Source organism: Neorhizobium sp. USDA 3394, assembly GCF_056280385.1.
The window spans coordinates 144,504-167,915 of the sequence record NZ_JBWCDU010000001.1 but is presented as its reverse complement, the minus strand read 5'-3'; the positions used below and the strand labels follow the sequence as shown (position 1 = coordinate 167,915).

General features: G+C 60.2%; 11 protein-coding genes. 5 read left to right on the top strand and 6 right to left on the bottom strand.

The window, feature by feature from the left end; genetic code table 11:
* Nucleotides 1-559: 559 nt before the first annotated feature.
* Nucleotides 560-1,672, top strand: a complete 1,113-nt coding sequence (locus ACZ9EJ_RS00680) for a hypothetical protein (protein WP_052764721.1) — start codon at nt 560-562, stop codon at nt 1,670-1,672.
* Between the two features lie 401 nt (nt 1,673-2,073).
* Here the strand turns inward: ACZ9EJ_RS00680 and ACZ9EJ_RS00675 are convergent, their stop codons facing one another.
* The 3 genes from ACZ9EJ_RS00675 to ACZ9EJ_RS00665 all read right to left on the bottom strand — a co-directional run bounded on the left by ACZ9EJ_RS00675 (nt 2,074) and on the right by ACZ9EJ_RS00665 (nt 11,424).
* Complete coding sequence (locus ACZ9EJ_RS00675; RefSeq protein ID WP_052754039.1) at nt 2,074-2,859, bottom strand: helix-turn-helix transcriptional regulator; 786 nt, start codon at nt 2,857-2,859, stop codon at nt 2,074-2,076.
* Between the two features lie 428 nt (nt 2,860-3,287).
* The gene (locus ACZ9EJ_RS00670; protein WP_251090952.1) at nt 3,288-4,751 is read right to left on the bottom strand and encodes an oligosaccharide flippase family protein; all 1,464 of its coding nucleotides are present in this window, start codon (nt 4,749-4,751) and stop codon (nt 3,288-3,290) included.
* A gap of 124 nt (nt 4,752-4,875) precedes the next feature.
* On the bottom strand, nt 4,876-11,424 hold the full coding sequence (locus tag ACZ9EJ_RS00665; RefSeq protein WP_046642368.1) for a type I polyketide synthase: 6,549 nt from the start codon (nt 11,422-11,424) through the stop codon (nt 4,876-4,878).
* A gap of 455 nt (nt 11,425-11,879) precedes the next feature.
* Here ACZ9EJ_RS00665 and ACZ9EJ_RS00660 point away from each other — a divergent pair, with 455 nt between their 5' ends.
* The 3 genes from ACZ9EJ_RS00660 to ACZ9EJ_RS00650 all read left to right on the top strand — a co-directional run bounded on the left by ACZ9EJ_RS00660 (nt 11,880) and on the right by ACZ9EJ_RS00650 (nt 18,529).
* On the top strand, nt 11,880-16,349 hold the full coding sequence (locus tag ACZ9EJ_RS00660) for a MupA/Atu3671 family FMN-dependent luciferase-like monooxygenase (protein WP_080955860.1): 4,470 nt from the start codon (nt 11,880-11,882) through the stop codon (nt 16,347-16,349).
* Between the two features lie 2 nt (nt 16,350-16,351).
* A complete protein-coding gene (locus ACZ9EJ_RS00655; protein WP_046628647.1) occupies nt 16,352-17,002 on the top strand; it encodes a 4'-phosphopantetheinyl transferase family protein in 651 nt (216 codons plus the stop codon).
* A 330-nt stretch (nt 17,003-17,332) separates the two neighbouring features.
* The gene (locus ACZ9EJ_RS00650; protein WP_046642366.1) at nt 17,333-18,529 is read left to right on the top strand and encodes a glycosyltransferase family 2 protein; all 1,197 of its coding nucleotides are present in this window, start codon (nt 17,333-17,335) and stop codon (nt 18,527-18,529) included.
* Between the two features lie 42 nt (nt 18,530-18,571).
* Here ACZ9EJ_RS00650 and ACZ9EJ_RS00645 read toward each other — a convergent pair whose 3' ends face one another.
* The gene (locus ACZ9EJ_RS00645) at nt 18,572-20,161 is read right to left on the bottom strand and encodes a GMC oxidoreductase (RefSeq protein WP_046642371.1); all 1,590 of its coding nucleotides are present in this window, start codon (nt 20,159-20,161) and stop codon (nt 18,572-18,574) included.
* Nucleotides 20,162-20,587: 426 nt separating this feature from the next.
* Here ACZ9EJ_RS00645 and ACZ9EJ_RS00640 point away from each other — a divergent pair, with 426 nt between their 5' ends.
* A complete protein-coding gene (locus tag ACZ9EJ_RS00640; RefSeq protein ID WP_046628640.1) occupies nt 20,588-21,955 on the top strand; it encodes an exopolysaccharide biosynthesis polyprenyl glycosylphosphotransferase in 1,368 nt (455 codons plus the stop codon).
* A gap of 29 nt (nt 21,956-21,984) precedes the next feature.
* Here the strand turns inward: ACZ9EJ_RS00640 and ACZ9EJ_RS00635 are convergent, their stop codons facing one another.
* Nucleotides 21,985-23,223: a type III PLP-dependent enzyme domain-containing protein gene (locus ACZ9EJ_RS00635; RefSeq protein WP_046642365.1), complete on the bottom strand. Its 1,239-nt coding sequence runs from the start codon at nt 23,221-23,223 to the stop codon at nt 21,985-21,987.
* Nucleotides 23,223-23,378: a hypothetical protein gene (locus ACZ9EJ_RS00630; protein WP_476098525.1), complete on the bottom strand. Its 156-nt coding sequence runs from the start codon at nt 23,376-23,378 to the stop codon at nt 23,223-23,225. The genes ACZ9EJ_RS00635 and ACZ9EJ_RS00630 overlap by 1 nt, the downstream gene beginning before the upstream one ends.
* Between the last annotated feature and the right edge of the window lie 34 nt (nt 23,379-23,412).

The window sequence follows — 23,412 nt, the reverse complement described above, 5'->3', positions numbered from 1 at the left end:
GTTTCCAAAGAGTTATCTGGAGCGGTTGTTACGACCGGAGACGCGCCTTCGTCGAATGACCTTACGCCTCAGGCGATCGATCCGTCCGCGAAAGGGGCCTGATTCGGTTCTCGAGCTTGCCCCGGGCTGTGACGGCTGCACGCATAACGTGGACGCCGAATAGGCCAGCCAAGCTATAACCGGAGGTTCAATAGAGCCAGAAAGCTTGATTTGCTTTTCAAAAGAGCCGGCTGGCGGCCGAAGGATCTGAAATATCCTTGCGGAACAAGAAATTACTACGGAAAGCGGGAGGCGGCCTCCATATATACTATAAAAATTTAATAAAATTTTCTCGACCTGCCACAGAACGTGGTGACCTTGGCGAACTGGTCCGGCAAGTCCTGCCCCGGCCTCCACGTCAGAACGGTCAAAGAGACGGCCACAGCGCCGATACGGGAAGGTCTACGCCTTTTGTGCATGATGCTGGACAGTATCTCCGGTGTTTATGCTCCGAGGTCGTATTTCTCTTATTTCTCTATCTGCCAAAGTCGTTTTCGCGCTCAATCAAGATGGAACTCTTATGACAGCGATACGCACCGTCATCTTGTCCTTGGCGTGGCTGCTCTCCGACGTGGCGTCGTCACAGGAAATCACGCCGGGGGAGGCCCCACGGAACTCCGCGCAGATCTTTTTCACCGGACATAGCTTGATCGATAATCCCCTGGCCAACTGGGTCGAGATGATTGCGAAAAGCCGCGGCAAAAATATTGCATGGGAGCAGCAGATCGTCATTGGATCTCCCATGAGATATCGGACGCGAGGTGAGAACGACCAGGATTTGAGCTGGGCCGGATATCGGTACGGAAAGAACCGCAATGGCGATCAGATGGATGTCGTCGAGGAATTGCGTCGTCCGCGACGCATCACGGCGGGACAACCTTACGACACCGTTGTCGCAGCAGAAAACCACAATCTGCTGAACATGATCGTATGGGAAAACGCGGTCGGCTATCTGCGCCATTTTCACGACCGCCTTCTTGACGGCAACCCGAATGGCCGAACCCTTTATGTCCACACCTGGCTTGGCGTCGATAAGGACAACCCCGCGCCCTGGATGGAACATGAGACAAACGCATCGGTCGTGTGGCAATGCGTAGCGGAGAAAGTGAAGCTGACGCTGCAGGCTGAAAAGCGCCCGGCCAATCTTTCCGTCGTGCCTGCCGGGACGGCTCTCGTGGAGCTGGTGAAAAGGACAATTGATGGGAAGGTTGTCGGCCTGACCGGAAGCACCAGGGAAAAACTCGATCGGATATTCCGCGACGAGGTCCATCTGACGGACATAGGCGTGTATTTTGTCGCGGCGGTCCACTACGCCTCAATCTATCGCCAGTCGCCCGAGGGCGCCGCAGCGCCGCCGACCGTGCCCCGGGATCTTGCGAAGGAGCTGCAGAAGATTGCATGGGCGGTCACCCGAGATTTTCTGCAGCGGGAAAGCGGGCAGCCGCCGAGCATGGCGGAATGCCGGCGAGTCATCGTTGAAAAAGTCTGCCGAAGCTTTTGGCTGCATGTCCGCGAACCGAATGAGGTCGGCGGCTGCCAGCGCTATTTTGCCGAAACTCGCCCGAACCTCGGGGGCAATCCCTTCATCTGGCCGGATCCGAATTGGAAGGCCCTGCCAAAGCCGACGCCTTAGCTCCTTTGTCCGTCCGTACATCCTGCCACGGGATGGCTGTCCGAGCTTGGTTGATCGAATCTGGTTTGCCGGGACATGAAGGGGCGATCTCACAGTCGTGGCACACCGGACCCCTTCCGGTGTCACCCGACTGTCAGATGGAAGATCAGCAGATGAACTATCGGTGTTCGGAACGTGCGCGCTGCGCCGTTCTGATGTCTTTCGCCAAGTGCAATGGCGTATGCACGATCACCGGCCCAACAACTCTATTTCAAGAGTTCTTTACGGCCGGGATACATTGCCGCGACAACGCCCCTGTCAGCGCCGACGTGGTTTTCCATGGTATCCCTTCACCCAGCTGCGAAGGCTCGACTTCGCAGCCGTGATATCTCGGGTCGGCCCGCCAGCCGACCAGCAAACTGCTAGTTAGCCGCTCCGTATGGGAAGAGGTCATTGAGTTTGTAGGCGACCTCGGTACGGTTCGTCGCTTTCAGCTTCTTCATGATATTGCGGATATGAACCTTGACGGTGCTTTCCCGCAGATTGAGCTCGTATGCGATGATCTTGTTGGCCTTGCCCTTGCGAAGGGCTTCGACCACTGCTTCCTGGCGCAACGTGAACATTCCCGAGAGTGGCCTGTGTTCCGCCGCCGACGTCGCAGCACTGACCAGGTGCCGCATCGAGAGGACGCTGCTTGCCGGAACGAAGATCCCCCCGGCAACGGCCAGGCCAATCGCTTCCACGCAGACGCCGATGCCAACGCAAGAGGGAATGAAACCTCGAGCCCCGTATTCCAACATTTTCACGACCTGCGCGAGATCGTCCGAGTCGGAGAGCACGATGATCGGCGGCGACTTGAACTCGGCCGTCAATTTCGAGATGTCAGTCGCAAGTGCGGAATCGTCCGCCTTTCGACCGCCTATATTGAACAGAACGGCCTGGACAGGCGGATAGAGATCTTTTTCTAATTTCCATTCCTCGATGGAGCCGACAGCGCAGACATCCATCTCGAGGCCACGCCCGATGAGGGCTTTGGCAAGGCATTCGCGATCAAGCGCTCTCGCGTCGATGATCACCAGGCATCCGTCATGGTTTACTCCCTCACCGCCTCGATCATCTCTTTCAGCGAGCTTCGGGATGTCATTCATAATGCGAAAGGATTCTGCCACAGCAGGAGAACGGCTGTAGCCGCTTGGTGTGGAACTCATCTTACCCCCTTACCTGAAGTCTCGGAACGATTGTCCCCTTCAGGAACCGCAACTATAAGTACGCCAACAGACTGTCTTTACACCTTTCAACCTTTTATTAAGGTCAATATACAGGAGATACGTAATTTAGTCTATGCGCAAGTAAGCAGCTAGATAAAAATATTTACGAGGGCGACAAGCTAAGTTCCAATAACGAATTGGATATCTGCTTATAGTTAACGTGCACGTCAAAATGCTCCCCATAAAGCTCGATTCCGACCCCCTCCATGAACTTTCGGACACTTGACCCGTTCCGGGCCAAAAGCGGCGTTTCGGGACATCGACCACCTCGGCGTGGAAGCAGACCGACATCCGGGCATTGCGGCGCCAGATAATCGGCAGGCCGACATATCAAAATAGCAAAGCTGGAGGTTTCTGGCAGCTTTTACCTAAAATAGCGGGCCAGCGTAGCGGAGAAGTTCAGTCGCAAGAATGCCGGCCAGAAAGCCGGCAGGCCAAGCCAACAACACACCCGCTTCATATAGGAAATTGTTGAGTCCGTGACGGTGATTGAAGTAAAAAATCGCCGGCAATACGGGCAGTCCGTAAAGTGCGGCCGCCCATACTGCACCCTCGAACCCGAACAAGTAATACCCGAGGGGCAGGCATGTAAAACTTGAGACCGCGCGAATGAAATTCAAGACGGTCTGGTTGCGCGGCTCATTGACGGCGAGATAGATCGCGGACAGGGGACCGAAGCGCATGATGAGAAGACTGAACGATAATATCTGGATAATGGGAGCAGCATCCCGGTAACGATCATCGTAGAGCGCTTCGATGATTGCCGTGCCGCTCGAATAGATCGCGCCCGCACTTCCGACGAAAGCGAGATCCAGCGGCAATCGCATTTTCCAGAACATGGAGCCGAGCTGTTCCGGGCGCTCCCTTGCAATCTTGCCCAAGGCGGGCATTGCCACGTTTGAAAATAGCCGGCCACCGGCACCTTCAAGCATCGAGATAAGATTGAAGGCCAGGCTGTAGAAGCCAAGCATGAGGGGGCTGGTCCACCCGGCGAGAAAGATACGGTCTCCATTGGCGGCGATCATCGTAAGGATCGACGACAGCATGATCCAGCGACCGAACCGAATGAGATCCCTTATCGCTGCAGCTTCCCAGTAAAGGCTGTTGCGATGACCCGGGAGCCATATGTGAGTAAGAATAGTGGTCGTTAACGCAGATAAAAGCGTCGCGGCGACGAATGACCAAATCGAGCCGGTGTACCACGCAAGCGAGATCGCGATCGCCAGGTTTACGACCTGAGACACTATCTCGATCAGGGTCACGCGCCCGAGATCGAGGTGCCGGAACGCGGCGATCAGTTTTGTGGATTGCAGCCCGGTAATCACGGTACAAAAAGACATCCCCATGATGATGGCCGGCAACGACGGGACCGTGTAGACCGATCCGGCCGGGAACAGGCCATACTCGGCTGCACGCCCGATCCCGATGGCGATCAGGACGCACGCAAACCAGATCAAGCAGCCGTGGAGGATTTGCAGCGCCCAGGCGGTATCGAGATAGGATTGGTCGTCGCCGAATTGGCTCTGTATGGCCGCAGGCCTAAGCCCGAGATCGGACAACATGGCGACCGACACCTGAATCATGGTGGCGACGGCCATGATGCCGAACATTTCCGGAATCAGCAGCCTTGTCAGCACCAGATTGCTTGCGATGCGTATGACCTGCGAGAACAGATACCCCATCATCGACCAACCTGCGGCCTGGATGATGGTCGTGCGAAAACGCCGTTTCGGCGGCGGAGCCGTCACCGGTAGAGGGTCGAGAAGCAACCGCTCGCCGGCGTGAGGGGAAGAACCCTGCTTCCAATCCGAGGGAACGATTGCGTCAGTCACAGAATACTCCTCGTTCTTTAAGACGACTTACCAGTTCAATGTCGAAGGCGCACAGGCAGCGTGCCCCGGCACGTCATGGCAATTGCGAAACAGTATTTTTCGGGATCCGGCCAACGTTCATCGACTACGCAATCTCGGCGACCCGGGCCGGCGCTCGACTTTGAACTTTGGCCTCCGTGTCGGCTATCCCATGGAGCGCAGCCGAGACCCCCGAGGCTTCAAGAACAGCACGCATGTGCTCGGAGAGGACGCGAACATACGGATCGAGCACCATGCTGTCGTGGTCTCCCGGCACTTCCGAGACCCGCAATTGCGGCACATGCCCCCCCCAGCCGTTGTCCGGCAGCAGGACATCGCGGTTCTGCTTCAGGTGACGGCCGCCGCCAAGGCTATAAAAGATATCGGGCTTGGGACGAAACAACGTGACCTTGCCGGAGTAAGACCTGACATCGTACCTGAGCAACGCTCTCCTGAACGCCATCTCTATCCGGACATTGTTGAAATGCTCAGGCGATTCGCCTTGATGCTCCAACTCGAACTTGACGCGCTGTTCCTCTTGATAGGCACGACGATCTCTCAGATACGCGCCGACAAACCTCATCTTGTGTCGGCGCATATCCTGCAACTTCATGCTGATGCGGTCGCGCAAAGCAAGCCCCGGCTGCCGCGGCATGGGGGTGTCCAGCATGATCACCTGGGAAACCTCTTCTCCGGCATCTTGAAGCTGCTGGGCCATTTCAAAGGCGGTTATGCCACCCCCCGAATAGCCGGCGAGGAGATAGGGGCCGTTGGGCTGCACCGTGCGGATTTCGGCAATGTAATCGGCCGCCATCTCTTCGAACGTCGCGTGCGGCTCGTGGTCGCCGTAAAGTCCGCGGGCCTGCAATCCATAGACCGGCCTGTCCGCGCCCATGGTCATCGCCAGATGGCGAAGGTTCAGGACATTGCCGAACATGCCGGCGCAGATGAACAGCGGGGTTGCTTTTGCATTCTTGCCGGGGTTCATCAGCACCAGATGGACCGGCTTTGCGGTCGTCGTCGGCGGGCTCGCCGCAAGCCCGGATCCTGCGGCTTCACCTCCATCCGGCAATTCCGCAGCGATGCGCTCCGCACACTGGGCTATCGTCGGCGCCTCGAACAGCGTCGATATCGGCAGATCGAGCGCATATTGCTTCTTGATCATCCGGAATAGGCGAACCGCGATCAGCGAATGCCCGCCCATGTCGAAGAAACTGTCGTGGATGCCGACCTTGGCGATGCCGAGGAGTTCCCGCCAATAACCGGCCAGCGTTTCCTCGATTAGATTGCGCGGCTCGACGAACTCGCTTTCGAGGTCCGGCCTCTCGAAATTGTCGCCGGACGGCGTCGCGGTTTCGGCGGAGGCGGCAATCCATTCGCGCAGAGTTTCGAGATCGATCGAACTGATGATCGGCTGAGGTTCGGATGTGGCGAGCGCACGTTGCAGCGCCGAAAAACCTTCTGCCGGCAGGATACCGTTGCGGACCTGGGTACCGAGCTTCAACATCGCCGGAGAAAGCGCGGCCGGCTTCGCTTTGACGGCAGCCGGGGCGTCCGCCTGGGATGCGAGACCGAGCGCAAGATCGTTCTCCAGCCTGCGCATGACGAATTTTTCGGCTTCGAAGACGATATTGCCACCGGGATCGGTGATCGTCACGTCGAAGGCCGCATAACCCTCGCCGAAATCGCTGCTGTCGGCGAGCTCGACGATACTGACGACCTCGGCCGGCAGGGGCATGTGAAGGACCGCCCGGCCATAGGTTGCCGGCGCCCAAAGCGAGCTCTCGGCGTCGTAGTCCTCGGCAAGTTCCATGGCAAAGCCGGTCGCAATGTCCAGCAGGCCGGGATGCAGCAGGACCCCTTTCGCAAGATCATCGGCAAAGATTGGGTCCAGTCTCAATTCCGCAATAGCCTTGCCGCGCCCCATGGCCATGGATCGCAGGACGGCCCAGCGAGGCCCAAACCGGATATGTTTCTCCTGAACCGCGCGAAGCGTGCTGCCGTCTCCGGCGGCCTGTGACCCGTCGCATCGAGACGCGACAGCGGCGATGTCGACCGCCGCGCGCCTCTGTTGCGCCTGCGGCTTGAGGACGGCTTCGGCGTGCTTGACGAACAGCGCATCCTCGCCATCCGCGGGGCCTGCCAGAACCATGACTCGAAAATGCTCCGCCGCCGGCTCCAACCGCACGCGTACGGCCTTCTTTTCTCCGTCGTTGAAGACAAGCGGTCTCAGGAATACGAGGTCCGCCACCTCCGCTTCGAACGGAAGTCCGTATTCCCGAGACGCCTGTGCAATCAGCTCCAGATAACCGGTACCCGGCATGACCGCCTGGCCGGAAAGCAGCCGATGTTCGTCGAGCATCCACTCGGTCTCGGGGCTGACCAGCGCCTCGAGCCAGGGCAATCCCGTCTCGTCCTCCTTCCAGTGCTGGAAGAACGGACCGGCAGCCGGCCCGGCAACCGGCTTGATCCACCCGCCGCCTTCGGACGTGCCAAGCGCCCGTGCCGCAAGACCGACTTCATTCCAAACACCCCAATGCAGCGCGACGGTGGCGCGGTCGGGGCGATGGGAACGGCTCTGCGCGAAGGCGTTGAGATAGGCGTTGGCGGCGACGTAATCGACCTGCCCTGCCCGCACCACATCGGTACTGGTGGAGGAAAACATCAGGAAGAAATCGAGTGCCACGTTTTCGAATGCCGCATCCAGCACGGTGGTACCGAGCACTTTCGGCATCAGGACCCTGTCGATGCTGTCGCGTGTCTTGGTCTGGATCAGGCCGTCATCGACCGTGCCCGCGGCATGGAAGACACCATTGATTTCCCCGAAGCGGGCAAGCGACGCCTCGACCGCCCGGCTCATCTGCTCCGAATTGCCGACATCGCCGAGTAGATAAAGAACGTCCGACCCCTTCTCCTCAAGCCTCCGGATCGCCGATATCGCCCGCCGAACGGCGCCATGGCCGTGGGTGCGATCATAGAAATCCCAGCTTTCCCGCGGCGGCAGAACCGTGCGGCCGACAAGCACTATCCGCGCCCGGAAACGGCCGGCGAGTTCGTCGGCAAGCGCCAAAGCGACGTCGCTGAGGCCGCCGGAGAAGAAGTAGACACCGCCTTCACGCAGTGTCGCCTGCTCGGACGAGACGTCTTTCAAAGGCAGCCGCTGATGAACCTGCGACCAGCGCCGCCCCTTGCGGAATGCGACGATTTCGGATCCTGGCTTGGCATGCAGATCTTCCCAGAGCTGCTCGATCATCGCCTCCGGTTCCGCGGCCTCTTTTTTCTCCACCCATCCGGTCATACGCCGGAAGGAGAACTGCTTGTCGTTCCGCTCGGCCTTGGGCGGCAGATCGATATCGATCACCCTGACGGTGGCACCAGCCATCTCCTTGGGCAGGACTAGGCTGGGACCTAGAACGGTGGCCTTTTCGGGATAGGGCAAGGGCTCACCCGAGACCTGCTGCATGCCATTGGTGATGACGGTGAAATGCATGCCGGCAGCGCCCGATGCATCCCCCAGGGCCTGGGCAAGATGCAGCATGCTGTCGAAACCGCATTCCTGGTTGCGATGGAAGAAATTCGAGCCGGGCCGGAAGGTTTCGGCCTGTGTCAGAAGCCACATATGAACGATACGCGACGGCAGGCCACCGTCACCGACAAGCCCGGCAATGAGGGCGTCATATCCGGCGCGGCCCAATTCCGGGCAGAGCATATAGTCCTCGGCGCTGCGGCGAATGAAAGCGTCGCCCAGGGACACCGTAGCGACGCGATGGCCGGCCGTCCTCAGCCCCTCGACCAGCCTCTGGCCGACCCCGGCCTCGTCGAGGAAAAAGAGCCAGGATTGCGCCTCCTTCTCAGCCCCGAGTTCGTAATCAGCGAGCGTCTGCTTCCAGGAGGGGCGATAACCCCAACGCGCGATATCGGGTTCCTTCGAAAGGACGGGTTCGGCGCTCTTGCCTCTCTCATTCGCTCCGGCGCGGTCTATGAAGAAGCGCTTGTGCTGGAACGGATAGGCCGGCAGCCGGACCCGGCGCGGCGAACGGCCCTGCCAGAGACGGTCGATATCAACATCGAGGCCAGTGGCCCATGCACGCCCGACTGCAGAGAGGAAATAAAGCCGGTCGTCGCCGGCCTCGTCGGGATGCGGCAGGCTGTTGATCACCTGGTTTGCGGGGATGGAACCCTGCGCCTTTGTCAATGACGACAGAACGCGCCCGGGGCCCACCTCGATATAGATACGTCCCGGTTCCGCCGAAAGCGCTGCCATGCCATTCGCGAAATAAACGGTCGAACGAAGGTGACCGACCCAATACATCGGATCGGTTGCCTCTTCGGCGCTCAGCGGCAGGCCCGTACGATTCGACAGGATCGGAATGGCCGGCGCCCGAAGAGCAATACCGCGCAGGAAGGCCTCGAAGGCCTTGAGAATGGGGGTGACCAGCCGCGAATGCGCGGCGATGTCGATCGGAACGCGCGTCGCGTCGATGCCCTGCCCCGCAAGAAACTCCCGGAAGAGGTCGAGATCCTCGTTGAGGCCTGACACGACGCAAAGCGATGGCGCATTGACCGAGGCGATGTCGAGCGATGACGGCAGGAGCTCGCAGAGCCGGTCGTGATCGAGCGGCACGCTCATCATGCCGCTGGGCCGAATAGTCTCGAACAGCCTGCCCCGCAGATGCACCAGGTTGACGGCATCCTTGAAGGACATCACGCCGGCAACACAGGCCGCGGCATTCTCGCCCATCGAGTGACCGATCAGCGCCTTCGGCTTTACCCCCCAGTCCATCCATAGACGAGCCAACCCGATCTCGGTGATCAGGATGGCCGGAAGTTGCAGCGAGGGGCGAAGGAATGTTTTCGCAGCCATTGCGGAGTTTTCGCCGAGCCACGCCGTGCGGATCTCGTTTGCAGCGTCGATAGGCAAATGGGAAAGCCCCTCTTCGACGATCCGCCGGAATGTCTGATCCTCCTCGTAGAGCCGCTTGGCCATGCCGACATATTGAGCACCGCCACCCGGAAACAGGAATATGGCGCCGGAATTGTTCGGCACGGGCTGATGGACGAAACCACGGCTACCGGGGTTGGCAAGGACCCCGATGGCATCCTCCCGACCACGCACGGCGACCACCATGCGGTGGTCGAAATGTTTGCGGCCATGCTTCAGCGTATAGCTGACGTCATCGAGCGAAAGGCCGGGCTGTGCGGAGATCGCCGAGCCGAGCCGCTCGGCCGCCTGGTCGATCGTCTTTCGCTGGCGGGCCGAAAGGAACAGCAGCATCGGATCGGAATCGGCACCGATCTCCGCGTTGGCCCCGGCGACGTCGGCCACGTAACGGGTCGGTGCCTGCTCGATGATAGCATGCGCATTGGTACCGCCGACGCCGAGCGAATTGACGGCCGCCCGGCGAGGACCCGGCGCATGCGGCCACTTCACCAGCTTATTGTTGACCCGGAACGGGCTTTTCTCGAACTCGATCGAGGGATTGGGGCGTTCGAAGCCGAGTGTCGGCGGAATCTCGCCCTCGTTGACGGCAAGCGTCGCCTTGATCAGACCGACGACGCCAGCTGCCGTATCGAGATGGCCGATATTGGATTTGACCGATCCCACATGGCAGAAGCCGGTCCGGTCGGTGCTCTGCCTGAAGGCCGCCGTCAGCGCCTCGATCTCGATCGGATCGCCCAGGAACGTACCGGTGCCGTGGCACTCGACATATTGAATGGTGTCGGCATCGACGCCTGCGAGCCCCTGAGCCTCCAGAACCGCCTCGGCCTGACCGCCGACGCTCGGCGCGAGATAGCCCGCCTTGTTGCCGCCGTCGTTGTTGACGGCCGTGCCCTTGATCACGGCATGGATCACATCGCCGTCGCGAAGAGCATCCGAAAGCCGGCGAAGCACGACGACCCCCACGCCGCTTCCGAAAACGGTTCCCGCCGCGCGATGATCGAAAGGCCGGCAATGCCCGTCGGGCGAAAGGATCTCGCCTTCCTGGAACGTGTAGCCGCGCCGATGCGGGAATTCGATCGTCACCCCGCCGGCAAGCGCCATGTCGCACTCGCCGGAGATCAGGCTCTGGCAGGCATAATGGACCGCGACAAGCGATGTCGAGCAGGCGGTCTGGACATTGACGCTCGGGCCGCGCAGGTCGAACGTGAACGAGGCTCGCGTCGCCAGAAAATCCTTGTCGTTGCCCGTGTGGCGCAACAGGAACATTCCCACCTGGTCGATCAGGTTGCGATTGCTGCAGACGTTGAAATAGAAATAGCTGCCCATGCCGCAGCCGGCGAAAATACCGACCGGGCCGGGCTGATTGTTGGGCGTGCGGCCGGCGTCCTCCATGGCTTCCCAGGCGCATTCCAGGAAATGGCGGTGCTGGGGATCCATGATCGCCGCCTCCTTCGGGTTCAGGCCGAAGAACTCCGCGTCGAACATTTCCATATCGGGAAGGTCGGCGCCGCGGGGAACATAGTTGGGGTGATGGAGCCGCTCGGGGTCCTCGCCTTCAGCGATCAGGTCCTCCGGCGAAAACGTCCGGACCGACTCGACGCCGTCTCGCAGGTTCTGCCAGAATTCCGAAACATTACGCGCACCCGGCACTCTCAAAGCCATGCCGACGATTGCAATATCGCTGGCACAGACCTGGTTTGACCCCTCAAGCATCGACACCGCCCCAATCCGCGGAGGCCAACCTGATGACATCACCCCAATGATGCCACGAGCCTCGTTCCGCTTCCCAGTGAAATCCACGAGCGCAAACCCGCAGCCTCAATGTGCTGCCAGCCAAGACGCAATCGCAATTACTCCTTTGGAAGCCATGATCATCCGTATGGGGGAAAGCCGGGTATGGCCTGCAATTCAGGCTTAGCCGCGATCATCCGCATGGGTGGTACGGCGCATGTTGAGTTTTATACCGCTCCCCGTTTCTATCGGAGTGCCTGGAACAGCAACAAGTGGGGACAAGCTTTATGGGCGAATTGAAGTGTGTTTTGATCGGTGGCGGTTTATTACTGGTTCAATGCGCTGAAATTCTGCGGGGGCGCGGACATAGGATCGAGGCCGTAGCGACGTCGAACGGATCGGTCAGAAACTGGGCCCAGGCCCTGGATATCCCCGTCGTGACGCAAGAAGGCGATTACGCCGCCCAGCTGACCCAATACGAATACGACTGGCTCTTCAGCGTCGCCAACCTGAAAATGGTACCTGGCCCGGTTTGGCAACATGCCCGCATCGGCGCCGCCAATTTCCATGACGGCCTGCTGCCGGACATGGCCGGCCTCAACACACCCGCCTGGGCGATCCTCGAAGGCCATGACCGGCACGGCATCACCTGGCACGAGATCACCGAAGGGATCGACGAAGGCGATATCTACGTGCAGCAGCGTTTCGAGATCAGCGCCAACGAGACGGCGCTGACGCTGAATACGAAATGTTTCGAAGCCGGGATCGCGACCTTCTCCGACATGCTCGGCGATATCGAGCGCGGCACCTTGAGCCCCCGCCGGCAGGATTTCGCAACCCGCACCTATTACGGACAGTTCAAGCGTCCTTCGGCCGCCGGTACGCTCGATTTCACCGCCTCGGCAAGCGAACTTTCGCGCCTGACGCGCGGCCTGGATTTCGGCCCCACCTACCTCAATCCCCTGGCAACGCCGAAGGTCCGTTTCGGCAACGACGTCTTCACCGTCAGGAACCTTCGCATCCTCGACGGCGAACTGAACGGGGAACCCGGTCTCGTCCTGTCGGTCGGCGCCCATGGTGTGACGATCGGCACCGCAGACATGCCGGTCCTGCTCGACGCTGCCCGAAAGGATGGTACCAGGCAGATCGCGCTCTCTTCCGTATTGCGTCCGGGCGATCAGCTGCCGCTTCCGGGTGAGACGGACAGCACCGCTCTGTCGGAAGCAGTTTCCGCTCTTGCGCCGCATGAAACCTTCTTCCGTCGTGCACTCGAAGCCGCCACCGATATCGCGCTTCCCTATATAAAAGCATCGGAAGCCGGCCAGGTGCCGGATATCCGCATCGTTCCCCTGCTTTTTGCCGGGCAACTTTCGCGGCAGCAGCGGGTCGCATTGACGGCAGCCTTCCTCGTGCGTCTTTCCGGCCAGACCACGTTCGACCTCGCCTTTACGAACGACCGGTTGGCAGATCTCGACGCCCGCCACCCCGGCTATTTTGCGAAGTCCATTCCGCTGCGGATCGACGCCGCGGGACAGGTCTCGGTCGAGGATCTGCTCGGGCACGTCGATCAGGCATTAAGGGTACTGGACCAACGCCAGGGTTATTGTCGCGATCTCGTCGACCGTTATCCTGGCCTCGCAGCGCCGGAGTTGACGGTCGGTATAGCAGACATCACCAACCTGGCGCTTGCCGATGAGATCGAGGGCTGTGCGCTGACCTTCCGGCTCGGCGAGACCAGGGCCGACCTGCTCTACGACCGGGCGCGTATCGACGAACGGCAAGCGCAGGATCTGGCGACGGCGTTTGCGATCCTGGCCTCGGCGTTCGAGGACCGCGCGACCTTGCTGCAGGACCTGCCCTTGATGTCGAATGCCGACAGGAACATGGTCCTCTTCGACTGGAACCGGACGGAACGCGAATACGATACCGTCGCCTGTATCCATCAGCTTATCGAACGGCAGGTCGACCAGACACCGGATGCCGAGGCTCTGGCATTCCACGGCCGCTCCCTTTCCTACCGCGAGATGGACGAGCGGGCGAACCGCATCGCCCAGGCGCTGGTGGCTGAGGGCGTCGGGCCGGACGTCACCGTCGGGCTTTACCTGCCGCGTTCGCTCGATCTGGTCGTCGGCGCGCTCGCGATCATGAAGGCCGGCGGCGCCTATATCCCGCTCGACCCGCATTTCCCGGCGGATCGCCTCGCATTCATGATCAAGGACAGCGGCGCCAAGCTGGTTTTGACCGAGCGACGGCTCGCGAAATCCGAGACGCTCGAAGGCAGCAATTTCCTGTGTGTCGAGGATATCCTCAGAAACCAGGCGGCAGCGGATCGTCCGGCAACCGGCGTCACTTCCAGCAATCTCGCCTATGTCATCTACACGTCCGGCTCCACCGGCCTTCCGAAGGGCGTGATGCTGGAACATCGAAACGTCGTGAATTTCTTCGCCGGCATGGACGAACGGGTGCCGCGCACAGCCGATCGTCACAATGTCTGGCTGGCCGTCACCAGCCTCTCCTTCGATATTTCGGTTCTCGAACTCTTCTGGACGCTCGCCCGCGGCTTCAAGGTCGTCATCCACTCCTCCGAAATTATCGAAGCCAAGGCGAAGGGCGCGTCTTCCGCCGGAAGAGGTACCAATCTCGATTTCGGCCTCTTCTACTGGGGCAATGACGGCGGATCGGGGCCGGACAAATACCGGCTGCTGATCGAGGGCGCGAAATTTGCCGATGCCAACGGTTTCGATTCCGTCTGGACGCCGGAGCGCCATTTTCACGCGTTCGGCGGTCCCTATCCGAACCCGGCGGTCACCGGAGCCGCAGTCGCAGCTGTGACCCGGAACCTTTCGATCCGGGCCGGCAGCTGCGTTCTGCCGCTTCATCATCCGGCGCGCGTCGCCGAGGAATGGGCGGTGATCGACAATCTCAGCAACGGGCGCGTCGCGCTTGCCTTCGCCTCCGGCTGGATGCCCGAGGATTTCGTGCTGCGTCCCGAAAACGCGCCGCCCAAGAACAAGGCGAGCCTGACCCGCGATATCGAGGTCGTCCGCAAATTGTGGCGCGGCGAGAGCGTCGATTTCGATTTCGGCGCCGGCACGGTTGCGGTCGTGACTCAGCCGCGTCCGGTCCAGAAGGAACTGCCCGTCTGGCTTACCACCGCCGGCAATCCGGAAAGCTACCGGGAAGCGGCCCGGCTTGGTGCCAACGTGCTGACCCACCTGCTTGGCCAGTCGGTCGAGGAGCTTGCGGAAAAGATCCGCATCTACCGGCAGACGCTTGCCGAGACCGGCCGCAATCCGGCCGATTATAAAGTCACATTGATGCTCCACACCCTGATGGGCAACGATCGCGACGAGGTGCGGGATCTGGCGCGCGGCCCGATGAAGGAATACCTGCGCAGCGCAGCCGCCCTCATCAAGCAATATGCCTGGGCGTTTCCGGCCTTCAAGAAGCCGCAGGGCGTCGCCCAGCCGATGGATATCGACCTCCAGTCGCTGGCGCCCGAGGAGATGGACGCTATCCTGGAATTTGCCTTCCTGCGTTATTTCGAAGACAGCGGCCTGTTCGGCACGGTCGAGGATGCGCTGGAAAGGCTGGACCAAGTCAAGGCGGCCGGCGTCGACGACATCGCATGCCTCATCGATTTCGGCCTGGCCGACAATATCGTCCTGGAAAGGCTTCCCTTGTTGGCCGAAGTCGTCAAGACGAGCAAGAATCCCGTCAGCGACGAGGTCGGCGACGGTTTTGCGGAAGAAATCCGCAAACATCGGGTTACGCATCTGCAATGCACGCCCTCGATGGCCCGCATGTTCATGATGATCGACGAGGACCGCGCCGCCTTAAGCGATGTCCGCCATCTGTTCCTCGGCGGCGAGGCGCTGCAGGGATCGCTTCTGGCAGCCTTGCGAACCGTCACCGACGCGACGATCGAAAACATGTACGGCCCGACGGAGACGACGATCTGGTCTTCGACATTCACGGCCGGCCCATCGACGGGCGTCGTTCCGATCGGCCATCCGATCGCCAATACGCAGCTCTACGTACTCGACAACGCCTGTAATCCGGTGCCGCCCGGCGATATCGGCGAGCTTTACATCGGCGGCGACGGCGTCGCCCGCGGATATCACAACCGCGAACAGCTCACGCAAGAACGCTTCCTGCCCAACCCTTTCATGGAGGGCCGGATCTATCGGACGGGCGACCTTGCCCGTTTCGACCGGAACGGCGTCCTGCATTTCCTCGGCCGCACCGATCATCAGGTGAAGATCCGCGGCCATCGCATCGAACTCGGCGAGATCGAAGCGCGGATCGGCGCATTCGCCGGCATCCGCGAGGCTGTCGTGGTGGCCCGCAAGGACAGTCCCGGCGACGTGCGCCTGGTGGCCTATATCCGCACCGACGGAACGTCCGTCTCAGAACAGGAACTTCGTACCCATATAGCCGACGCCCTGCCCGATGCGATGATACCTTCGCATTTCGTGACGATGGAAGCCTTCCCCCTGACGCCGAACGCCAAGGTGGACCGCAACAAGCTGCCCGCCCCGACGGAAAAGGTCCAGGCCCCGGCAGCAACGTTCATCGAACCGTCCAACAATCTGCAGCGGGATATCAGCGAGGTGTTCGGTCGCGCACTTGGACTTGAGAAGGTCGGCATATTCGACAACTTCTTCGCTCTCGGCGGGCATTCGTTGTTGGCGGTTCAGGTCCATCGGGAAATGAAGGCGAAGCTGGCGCCGGATCTGACGATCACCGACCTCTTCCGTTTCCCGACGGTTGCCCTCCTTGCCGACCATATCTCCGGCAAGGGCAAGGCGGATCTGCAGCTCGGCCGGGCAGCCGAGCGAGCCGCATTGCGGCGCAATGCGATGGAACGGCGCCCCACGCTGGTCCGCGTCGAGACCAAGGTCTAGCGATGCTGCTGGAAGGCATGTTCGACCCTTCCGTGTCGGTCGCCGAAGCCGACCTGCTCGGCGACGTTTCGAAACTTTATCCTGAAGAGAGAACGGCGATCGCCAATGCGGTGAAGAGCCGGCAGCAGGAGTTCACCGCCGGCCGCCTCTGCGCCAGGCAGGCCATGGACCATCTGGGCCTGCCCGGAATGGCCATACCGGTGGGATCGGACCGGGCGCCGATCTGGCCGGACGGGATCGCCGGAAGCATCAGCCATTCCGCTACCCGCTGCGTCGCCGCCATCGGCCGCCATTCGGACGGCATCAAGGCTCTTGGCCTCGATCTTGAGGAAGCGACGCCGCTTGACGACACCTATGCGCAGGAGATCTGCACCCCGCGCGAGCGACAGTGGCTCAACCGGCAGCAATGGGGCACTCGCGGACGATTGGTGAAAGCGATCTTCAGCGCCAAGGAATGCACCTACAAGTGCCAATACGGCCTGACCCGCACGATGTTCGGCTTCGAGGCCATCCGCATCGAGCTGAACCTGGCGGACGGGCATTTCGCCGCCTATTTTGAGATCGATGTCCCACCCTTCAAGACGGGCGACCGGCTGGTGGGTCAGATCAGGCTGCGCGAAGGCTATGTCGTCGCCGGCATGACCATCCGCTGAAGCCGTCGGCCGGATCCAGGCGACTATCGCCAGGAAGGACGCTTCCGGCCCGTTTCACCGTGCGGCAGACGGTCAGCAATCCGCAGCTATATTTCGCGTAACCGACTGCATTCGCTCAACGAATTGCATCGGATGACCGTATTGGGAGCAAGGATCAGACTTCAATTGATCCACCAGCCATCAAATGGGCGTAGACATGTTTGCGGTGGCTCCACCTGCCCCGAAATAGGATGAGCCCGGGCACACTCGAACGGTGTAGCGTGGTGAGCTTAGAACCCTCGGCCATCGGGCTATGATTGACCCCTTGTGACGCGTCGTCGGAGGGTAGCCATGCAACAGGACATATTGATCGCCGCGGCCTTGCTATTGTCCGTCGTCGTCCTGGTTCCGACTGTCTTTTTCGCGATTGAATGTCTCGCTGGAAGTCTCGGTGGTCGGAGCGGACCGTCACGTCCGAACGGGCGACGGCCGCAAGTCGCGATTCTTGTTCCGGCGCATAACGAAGAGCTCCAGATCACCGATACCCTGCGCAGCATCCAAAGCCAGATGCGCCACGGCGATCGGCTGATCGTCGTGGCCGACAATTGCAGTGATCTCACCGCATCGCTGGCACGTGAAGCGGGCGCGGATGTCATCGTACGGTTCGATCCGCTTCGCCGCGGTAAGGGATACGCCCTCGACGCCGGCGTCAGGTATCTCGGCCTGCTGCCGCCGGAGGTGGTCATCATTGTCGACGCCGACTGCTGGCTGGAGCCGGGCGCACTCGATAACCTCGCCATCATGGCCGCGGCAACGAACAGACCCGTGCAATCCCGCTACCTGATGTTCGCGCCGCCGGACGCAAGCATCAACCTCGCGGTTTCCGAATTCGCATTTCTTCTGAAGAACCGGATCCGGCTTCTTGGACTGGCAAAACTTGGGCTTCCTGCGCAATTGACCGGATCGGGCATGGCATTCCCTTGGGCCATCCTGCGGGACGCCGCCCTTGCGAACGGCGATCTGGTCGAAGACATGAAGCTTGGGCTGGACCTCGCGCGGATCGGCCGCGCTCCGCTTTTCTGCGATGCCGCAGCCGTCAGCAGCAGATTTCCGTATTCGAAGAAAGGCCTCGAAACGCAAGCCTCCCGATGGAACGCGGGCCGCTTCGCGCTGGCGGCACACCTTTTCTCCGCCTTGCTGGACGTCGACACATTGCGGAACAGGGCCTATCTGGCGCTCGTCGTCGATGCGCTCATACCGCCGCTGACATTGCTGGCAGCGCTTCTCCTGCTCTCGCTGTTTCCGGCAGTCTTCCTTGCAACTTCGGGAATTGCGATCGCACCACTTGCGATCTCGACCATCGCAATCCTTGCTTTCGACATCGCGCTATCGGTTGCCTGGTGGCGTCACGGCAGACGCGCGCTTCCCATGCATGCCATGGTGGACATTCCGGGATACATGTTCAGGAAATTGAGGATTTATCCGCGCCATATCCTCCAGGCCGGCGGGGCGGCCTGGATCAGAACCGATCGAAACAGGAACCACTGATGGGAGAGACCGGGGGCATTGCCCCCTTTCGGACGCTCGTGGTCACGACGCGGAATCCGAAACGACGCAGGCCTCCCGCCGTTTTGCCTTCGTCGCGGACAATTTCTGAGCAATATGCTCACCGACGCGCAGAGCGTTAGCGGCAATCGTCAGGCTTGGATTGGCCCCGCCACTGGTCGGGAAGAACGAAGCATCAACGACATAGAGATTGTTCAGGTCGTGCGTACGGTTGTTGACGTCCAGTACCGCAGTGGCGGGATCCGGACCAAAACGGCACGTTCCACAAGCGTGGCCGTAGTTGAGCTTGACTTCGGACCAAAGCATCATCATCCGATGCCGCTTGAATGCCTTCCGATATAACTTGCGGAAGACCTGCATTCTTTGCCGCAGCTCGTTATGAATTGTGTATTCGAAATAGATGCTCGCGGCATCTTCCGGATCAGGCTTCACGCGATTTTCGGGATAGGGCAGATCCTCGAGTATAGAGGTGAATATCGTTGCGTTGCCGGAGATAAGAGCGCCGATCATCGCCGGAATGCGCATGAAGGGCTTGAGCGGCTTCAGCCAGGCGGCGCCGTTCTGGTCGATCAGGGATTTCAGGAAATGAAGCACGTTATTGGCGGTCGCAGTCAGGCCCGTGGACTGGATGACGCCGAGCTTCAGGCCCTGATGTTCATAGAAATCGCGAAGGCCTATCGACTTTCCCGGCTCTGAAACACGGGTTCTGCCACGAGGCCAGACGGCGAAGAAATCGGACGCATGGAACATCAGGTTGCGCCCCACGAGATCCGACGTGTTTGCAAGGCCGTTCGGCCAGAATTCGTTGGTGGAGTTGAGGAGCAGCAAGGGTGTTGAAAGCGCGCCGGCCGCGAGCACATAGAGCTTGGCAACGATTGCCAGCTCGTTTCCATGCCTCCGGCACGACAATTGCGTCACCGCCTCGTCGTCGGCCGAGACCTTTTCCACGTTGCACTGGTCGATGACCATGGCGTTTCCGGTCGCGAGTGCCGGCTCGATGAATGCCCGCCGCGCATCCTGCTTGCAGGGTTTGTGGCAGATGGAGCCGCCGCATTGGCCGCACCCGTCGATATATCGGCAAGCCGTGTGAACCCGATAGGGATGCATCCCATTCGCTTGCGCGGAGTCGAAAAAATGCTGGTCGCATCGCGTCATGGCAGGAGGTTCGATGACCTCCGATTGTGGCTGCAGCGGATCCTGGCTCCCGCGCACATGCAGCAGACGCTCCGCCTTGCGATAAAAAGGCTCAAGGTTTTCATAGCCTATCGGCCAGACCGGCCTGCCGGACTTGTCGGCGATTTTGAAATCGCTTGGGGAAAACCGTTCGAGCGCTGCCGCATATATTAGCGTCGAACCCCCGACACCGCAGCCGAGCGCCGGAAAGAACCGGACAGGACGGGCATCCACCGAGCCGGAAATCTGCTGTGGCCACCGGCCGTTTCTCAGGCGCTGCGCTTCGTCCGGACTATCGGGGTCATCACGTTCGTCCTGCGAAAAGTGAGCCAGACCCTTTTCAATGAAAAGTACGCGGTGCCCGGCGGTTGCCAGTGCATATCCCATTGCCGCCCCGCCCATTCCGGCGCCGACAATGGCAACGTCCCATTCAAACTCCATCCACACCCCCAAACCAACACAAGGGCTGTGGCCATCAAGCCTTCAGCCGGCGAGGCTCCTTCGAACACAGAGCCCAGCACTCGATCGCCGCCAATGTCCATTTTCTCAGCGGAAACGGTAACTCCGCCTTACCAGATGAAATATAAAATAAATCCACATGCCCAATTTTAAGTCAGATTAAAATATTTACCAAAAATCTGAGCACCACTTTGACGTTATACACGTGGGATTGTACTCAATCATTCCAGCAACAAAAGTAGGTAATAGGGAGATCACTCTTAGGAGGTAGGCAGGATACATTGTGCCCACCCTCACCTTGGCTATACTCGTCCGGCTGGTAGGGGTTTTTTAACGATGATCACACCTTTTGAGCCGAACATCGGAAATGACTACATATCGTATGAGCACAAACCTCCGCAGGGAGGGTTGGAATATCATGCTATCGCCTATGTGGCCGCCGCGGTGGACTTCGTCTACCTTCTGGGAGCAACCGGTGTCGGCTTCACGGGTTATCAGTATGCCGTTTTCGGATCTGCGCCCGATCCTTCGCTTTTTATTGGCATCGGCCTCGTTCTGTCGACGATCTTCGTGCTCGCCATGCACAGCGCCCAGGCCTACAGCCCGGAGAGCATTCAGCTCCTGAGGCCACAGATCCGGCTGATCTGCATTCTTATCCCAAGCGCCCTTGCCTTCCTTCTGACGGTCATCTTCTTTCTGAAGATCGGCACGACGTTTTCGCGCGGGGCGATCTTGATGACCGCTTTCATCTCTCTGTCCGGGCTGATCTGCACTCGCCTGTTCTGGCACTGGTATCTGCCATCAGCGGCAGCTGCGGCCTCCTTCAAGATGAAGCGGGTGCTGCTGATCTGCCACGAGGAGTTTTCGGCCGAACATTGGCAGCATCAGGCCGCCGCAAGCGGCATGACCCTCGCCCAGATCATACGCCTGTCGGATGAAAATCTACTGCCCGCAAACGGCCTTCAGAGACTAAGGCAAAGCGAGACCGACAGCATAGATGAGGTATTCATCGTATGGCGGGACCCGAACGCCTCCAATCTCGAATTCTACCTCGGTGAACTCAGGCGCTCGGCGTTGCCGGTCAATGTCATCTTCGATGGCGTCGTCGGGCGATTGACCAGCGCTCCTGTCCGCAAGATCGGCAGCATGACCGCCTTTCAGACGCAGCGGCCACCGTTGAGCCTCTACGAACGCGGCACCAAGCGCGCATTCGACATCGTCTTCTCCCTGGCCGCCATCCTCTCGCTGTTTCCGTTATTGCTCGTCGTGGCAATCGCCATCAAATGTGATTCCAAAGGTCCCGTGCTGTTCAGGCAGGTTCGCAAGGGCTACGGCGGACGCTCGTTCCGTATCCTGAAATTCCGCAGCATGACCGTCATGGAAGATTCGGGCGACATTCGCCAGGCGACCAGGAAGGACCCCCGCGTCACGAAAGTCGGGGCTGTCATCCGCGCTACGAGCATCGATGAATTGCCGCAATTCTGGAACGTCCTTCGGGGCGAGATGTCGATCGTCGGCCCCCGCCCGCATGCGCTCGCCCATGACGAACTCTATGACGCCCAGATCGCCAAATACGCCTTCAGGCGGCACGTCAAACCCGGCCTGACCGGCTGGGCCCAGGTCAACAATTGCCGCGGCGAGACACCGAACATCGAGAAGATGGAAGAGCGGATATTCCACGACCTCTGGTACATCAACAACTGGTCGTTCTGGCTGGACATGAAGATCGTAGTGCGCACCGCGATCGAGGTCTGCGATTTCGGCAAGGCCTACTGATCTTTACCGCGATATTTCAGCAGGCATATTTACGAAGAGGGGAGCGCCGGAATGTGTGTCACATCGCGCATGCCGGCGGCCTCGATGAGAACCTCGCGAGGCGGTGCGTGGCTGATGAAATGGATGGGGCTTGCCGTCAGCCCGTAAGCGCCGCTGTTATGGACGGCAACAAGATCACCCTCTTCGATCCGCGGAAGCATCACACCGACAGCGAGCCGGTCGATCGACGTGCAAAGAGGCCCCACGAGGTTGACTTTCTCCGGTTCGCCCTGCCCGCCGACCTTGTGCATCGTATAGTTCCGGTGCATCACCATCCCGAAATGGCCGGAAGCCGGCAGGTGGTTGTTCATGCCGCCATCGCAGATGCCGATCCGCACGCCGCGCGATTCCTTGACCGACACGACGCGGGTCAGAAAATATCCGGCCTCGCCCACGAGATACCGCCCGAGCTCCAGCACCAGCCGGGTCTCGGCAAATTGCGGCAGCGCCTTGAAACCATCGAGATCCGCTGCGATGCCGGCAACGACCGCGGAAAGGTCGAGCGGCACGTCGCCGTCGTGATAGGGAACTCCAAGTCCTGATCCGAACACCAGCTTCTCCGGCCGAGGAATGTAAGCTTCGCAAACCTCCCGGAAAATGCCGATGAAGTTGCGATAGTTCTCGCAGATCGCCTCCGGCTTCAGGCATTGCGTGCCGGAATAGATGTGTAGCCCGACGATCTTGAGATTGGGCAGGGCCGCAATGTCCGGGATGTCCCTTGCGATATCTTCCCAGTCGATGCCGAAGGCTGAAGGCCGGCCGGCCATCTGGTCGCCGAACCCTTTGGGAACCGTGGTCGGCGCGATGCGCACCAGGACATGCTGCACACATCCAAGTTCGCCGGCGACGGCGTTTGCAAGCACCGCCTCGCGCACCGATTCCAGGATCAGTTCGCCAATGCCCCCTTCGATCGCTTCCCGGATTTCGAACTGCCTTTTTCCAGGACCTGTGAAGCTGATGCGCTCTGCCTCCCATCCAGCCGCTATCGCCGTCCTGAATTCCCCGATCGAGGAGACGTCGAGATATTCTGCCTGGCCCTTCATCAGGGAAAGCAAGGCTGGATTTGGATTGCTCTTGGCGGCGAAGCTCAATGCGAAGCGTTGCTCGAAAGCTTGCCTCAGGAGCGCTGCCCGGCCCTCGATCGCCGATGCGAGATAGACATAGGAGGGGGTTCCGAATGATGCCGCCGCACTCTGCAGCCAGACATCGAGCGCCGAAAAATGGTTCATCAGGCGCTGGCTTCGGCAAAACGGATGATCCGGGCCGGCGTATCGAAATTTTCGAGCGTCACGTCTTCGGCGCGAATGGAAAGGCCCGTGGTTTGTTCGATAAATGCCAGCAGGTTCACCATCGAAACGGAATCGAGAAGGCCTGAGGAGAACAATTCGCTCTCGCTGTCGGCATGGGCGATATTCAGG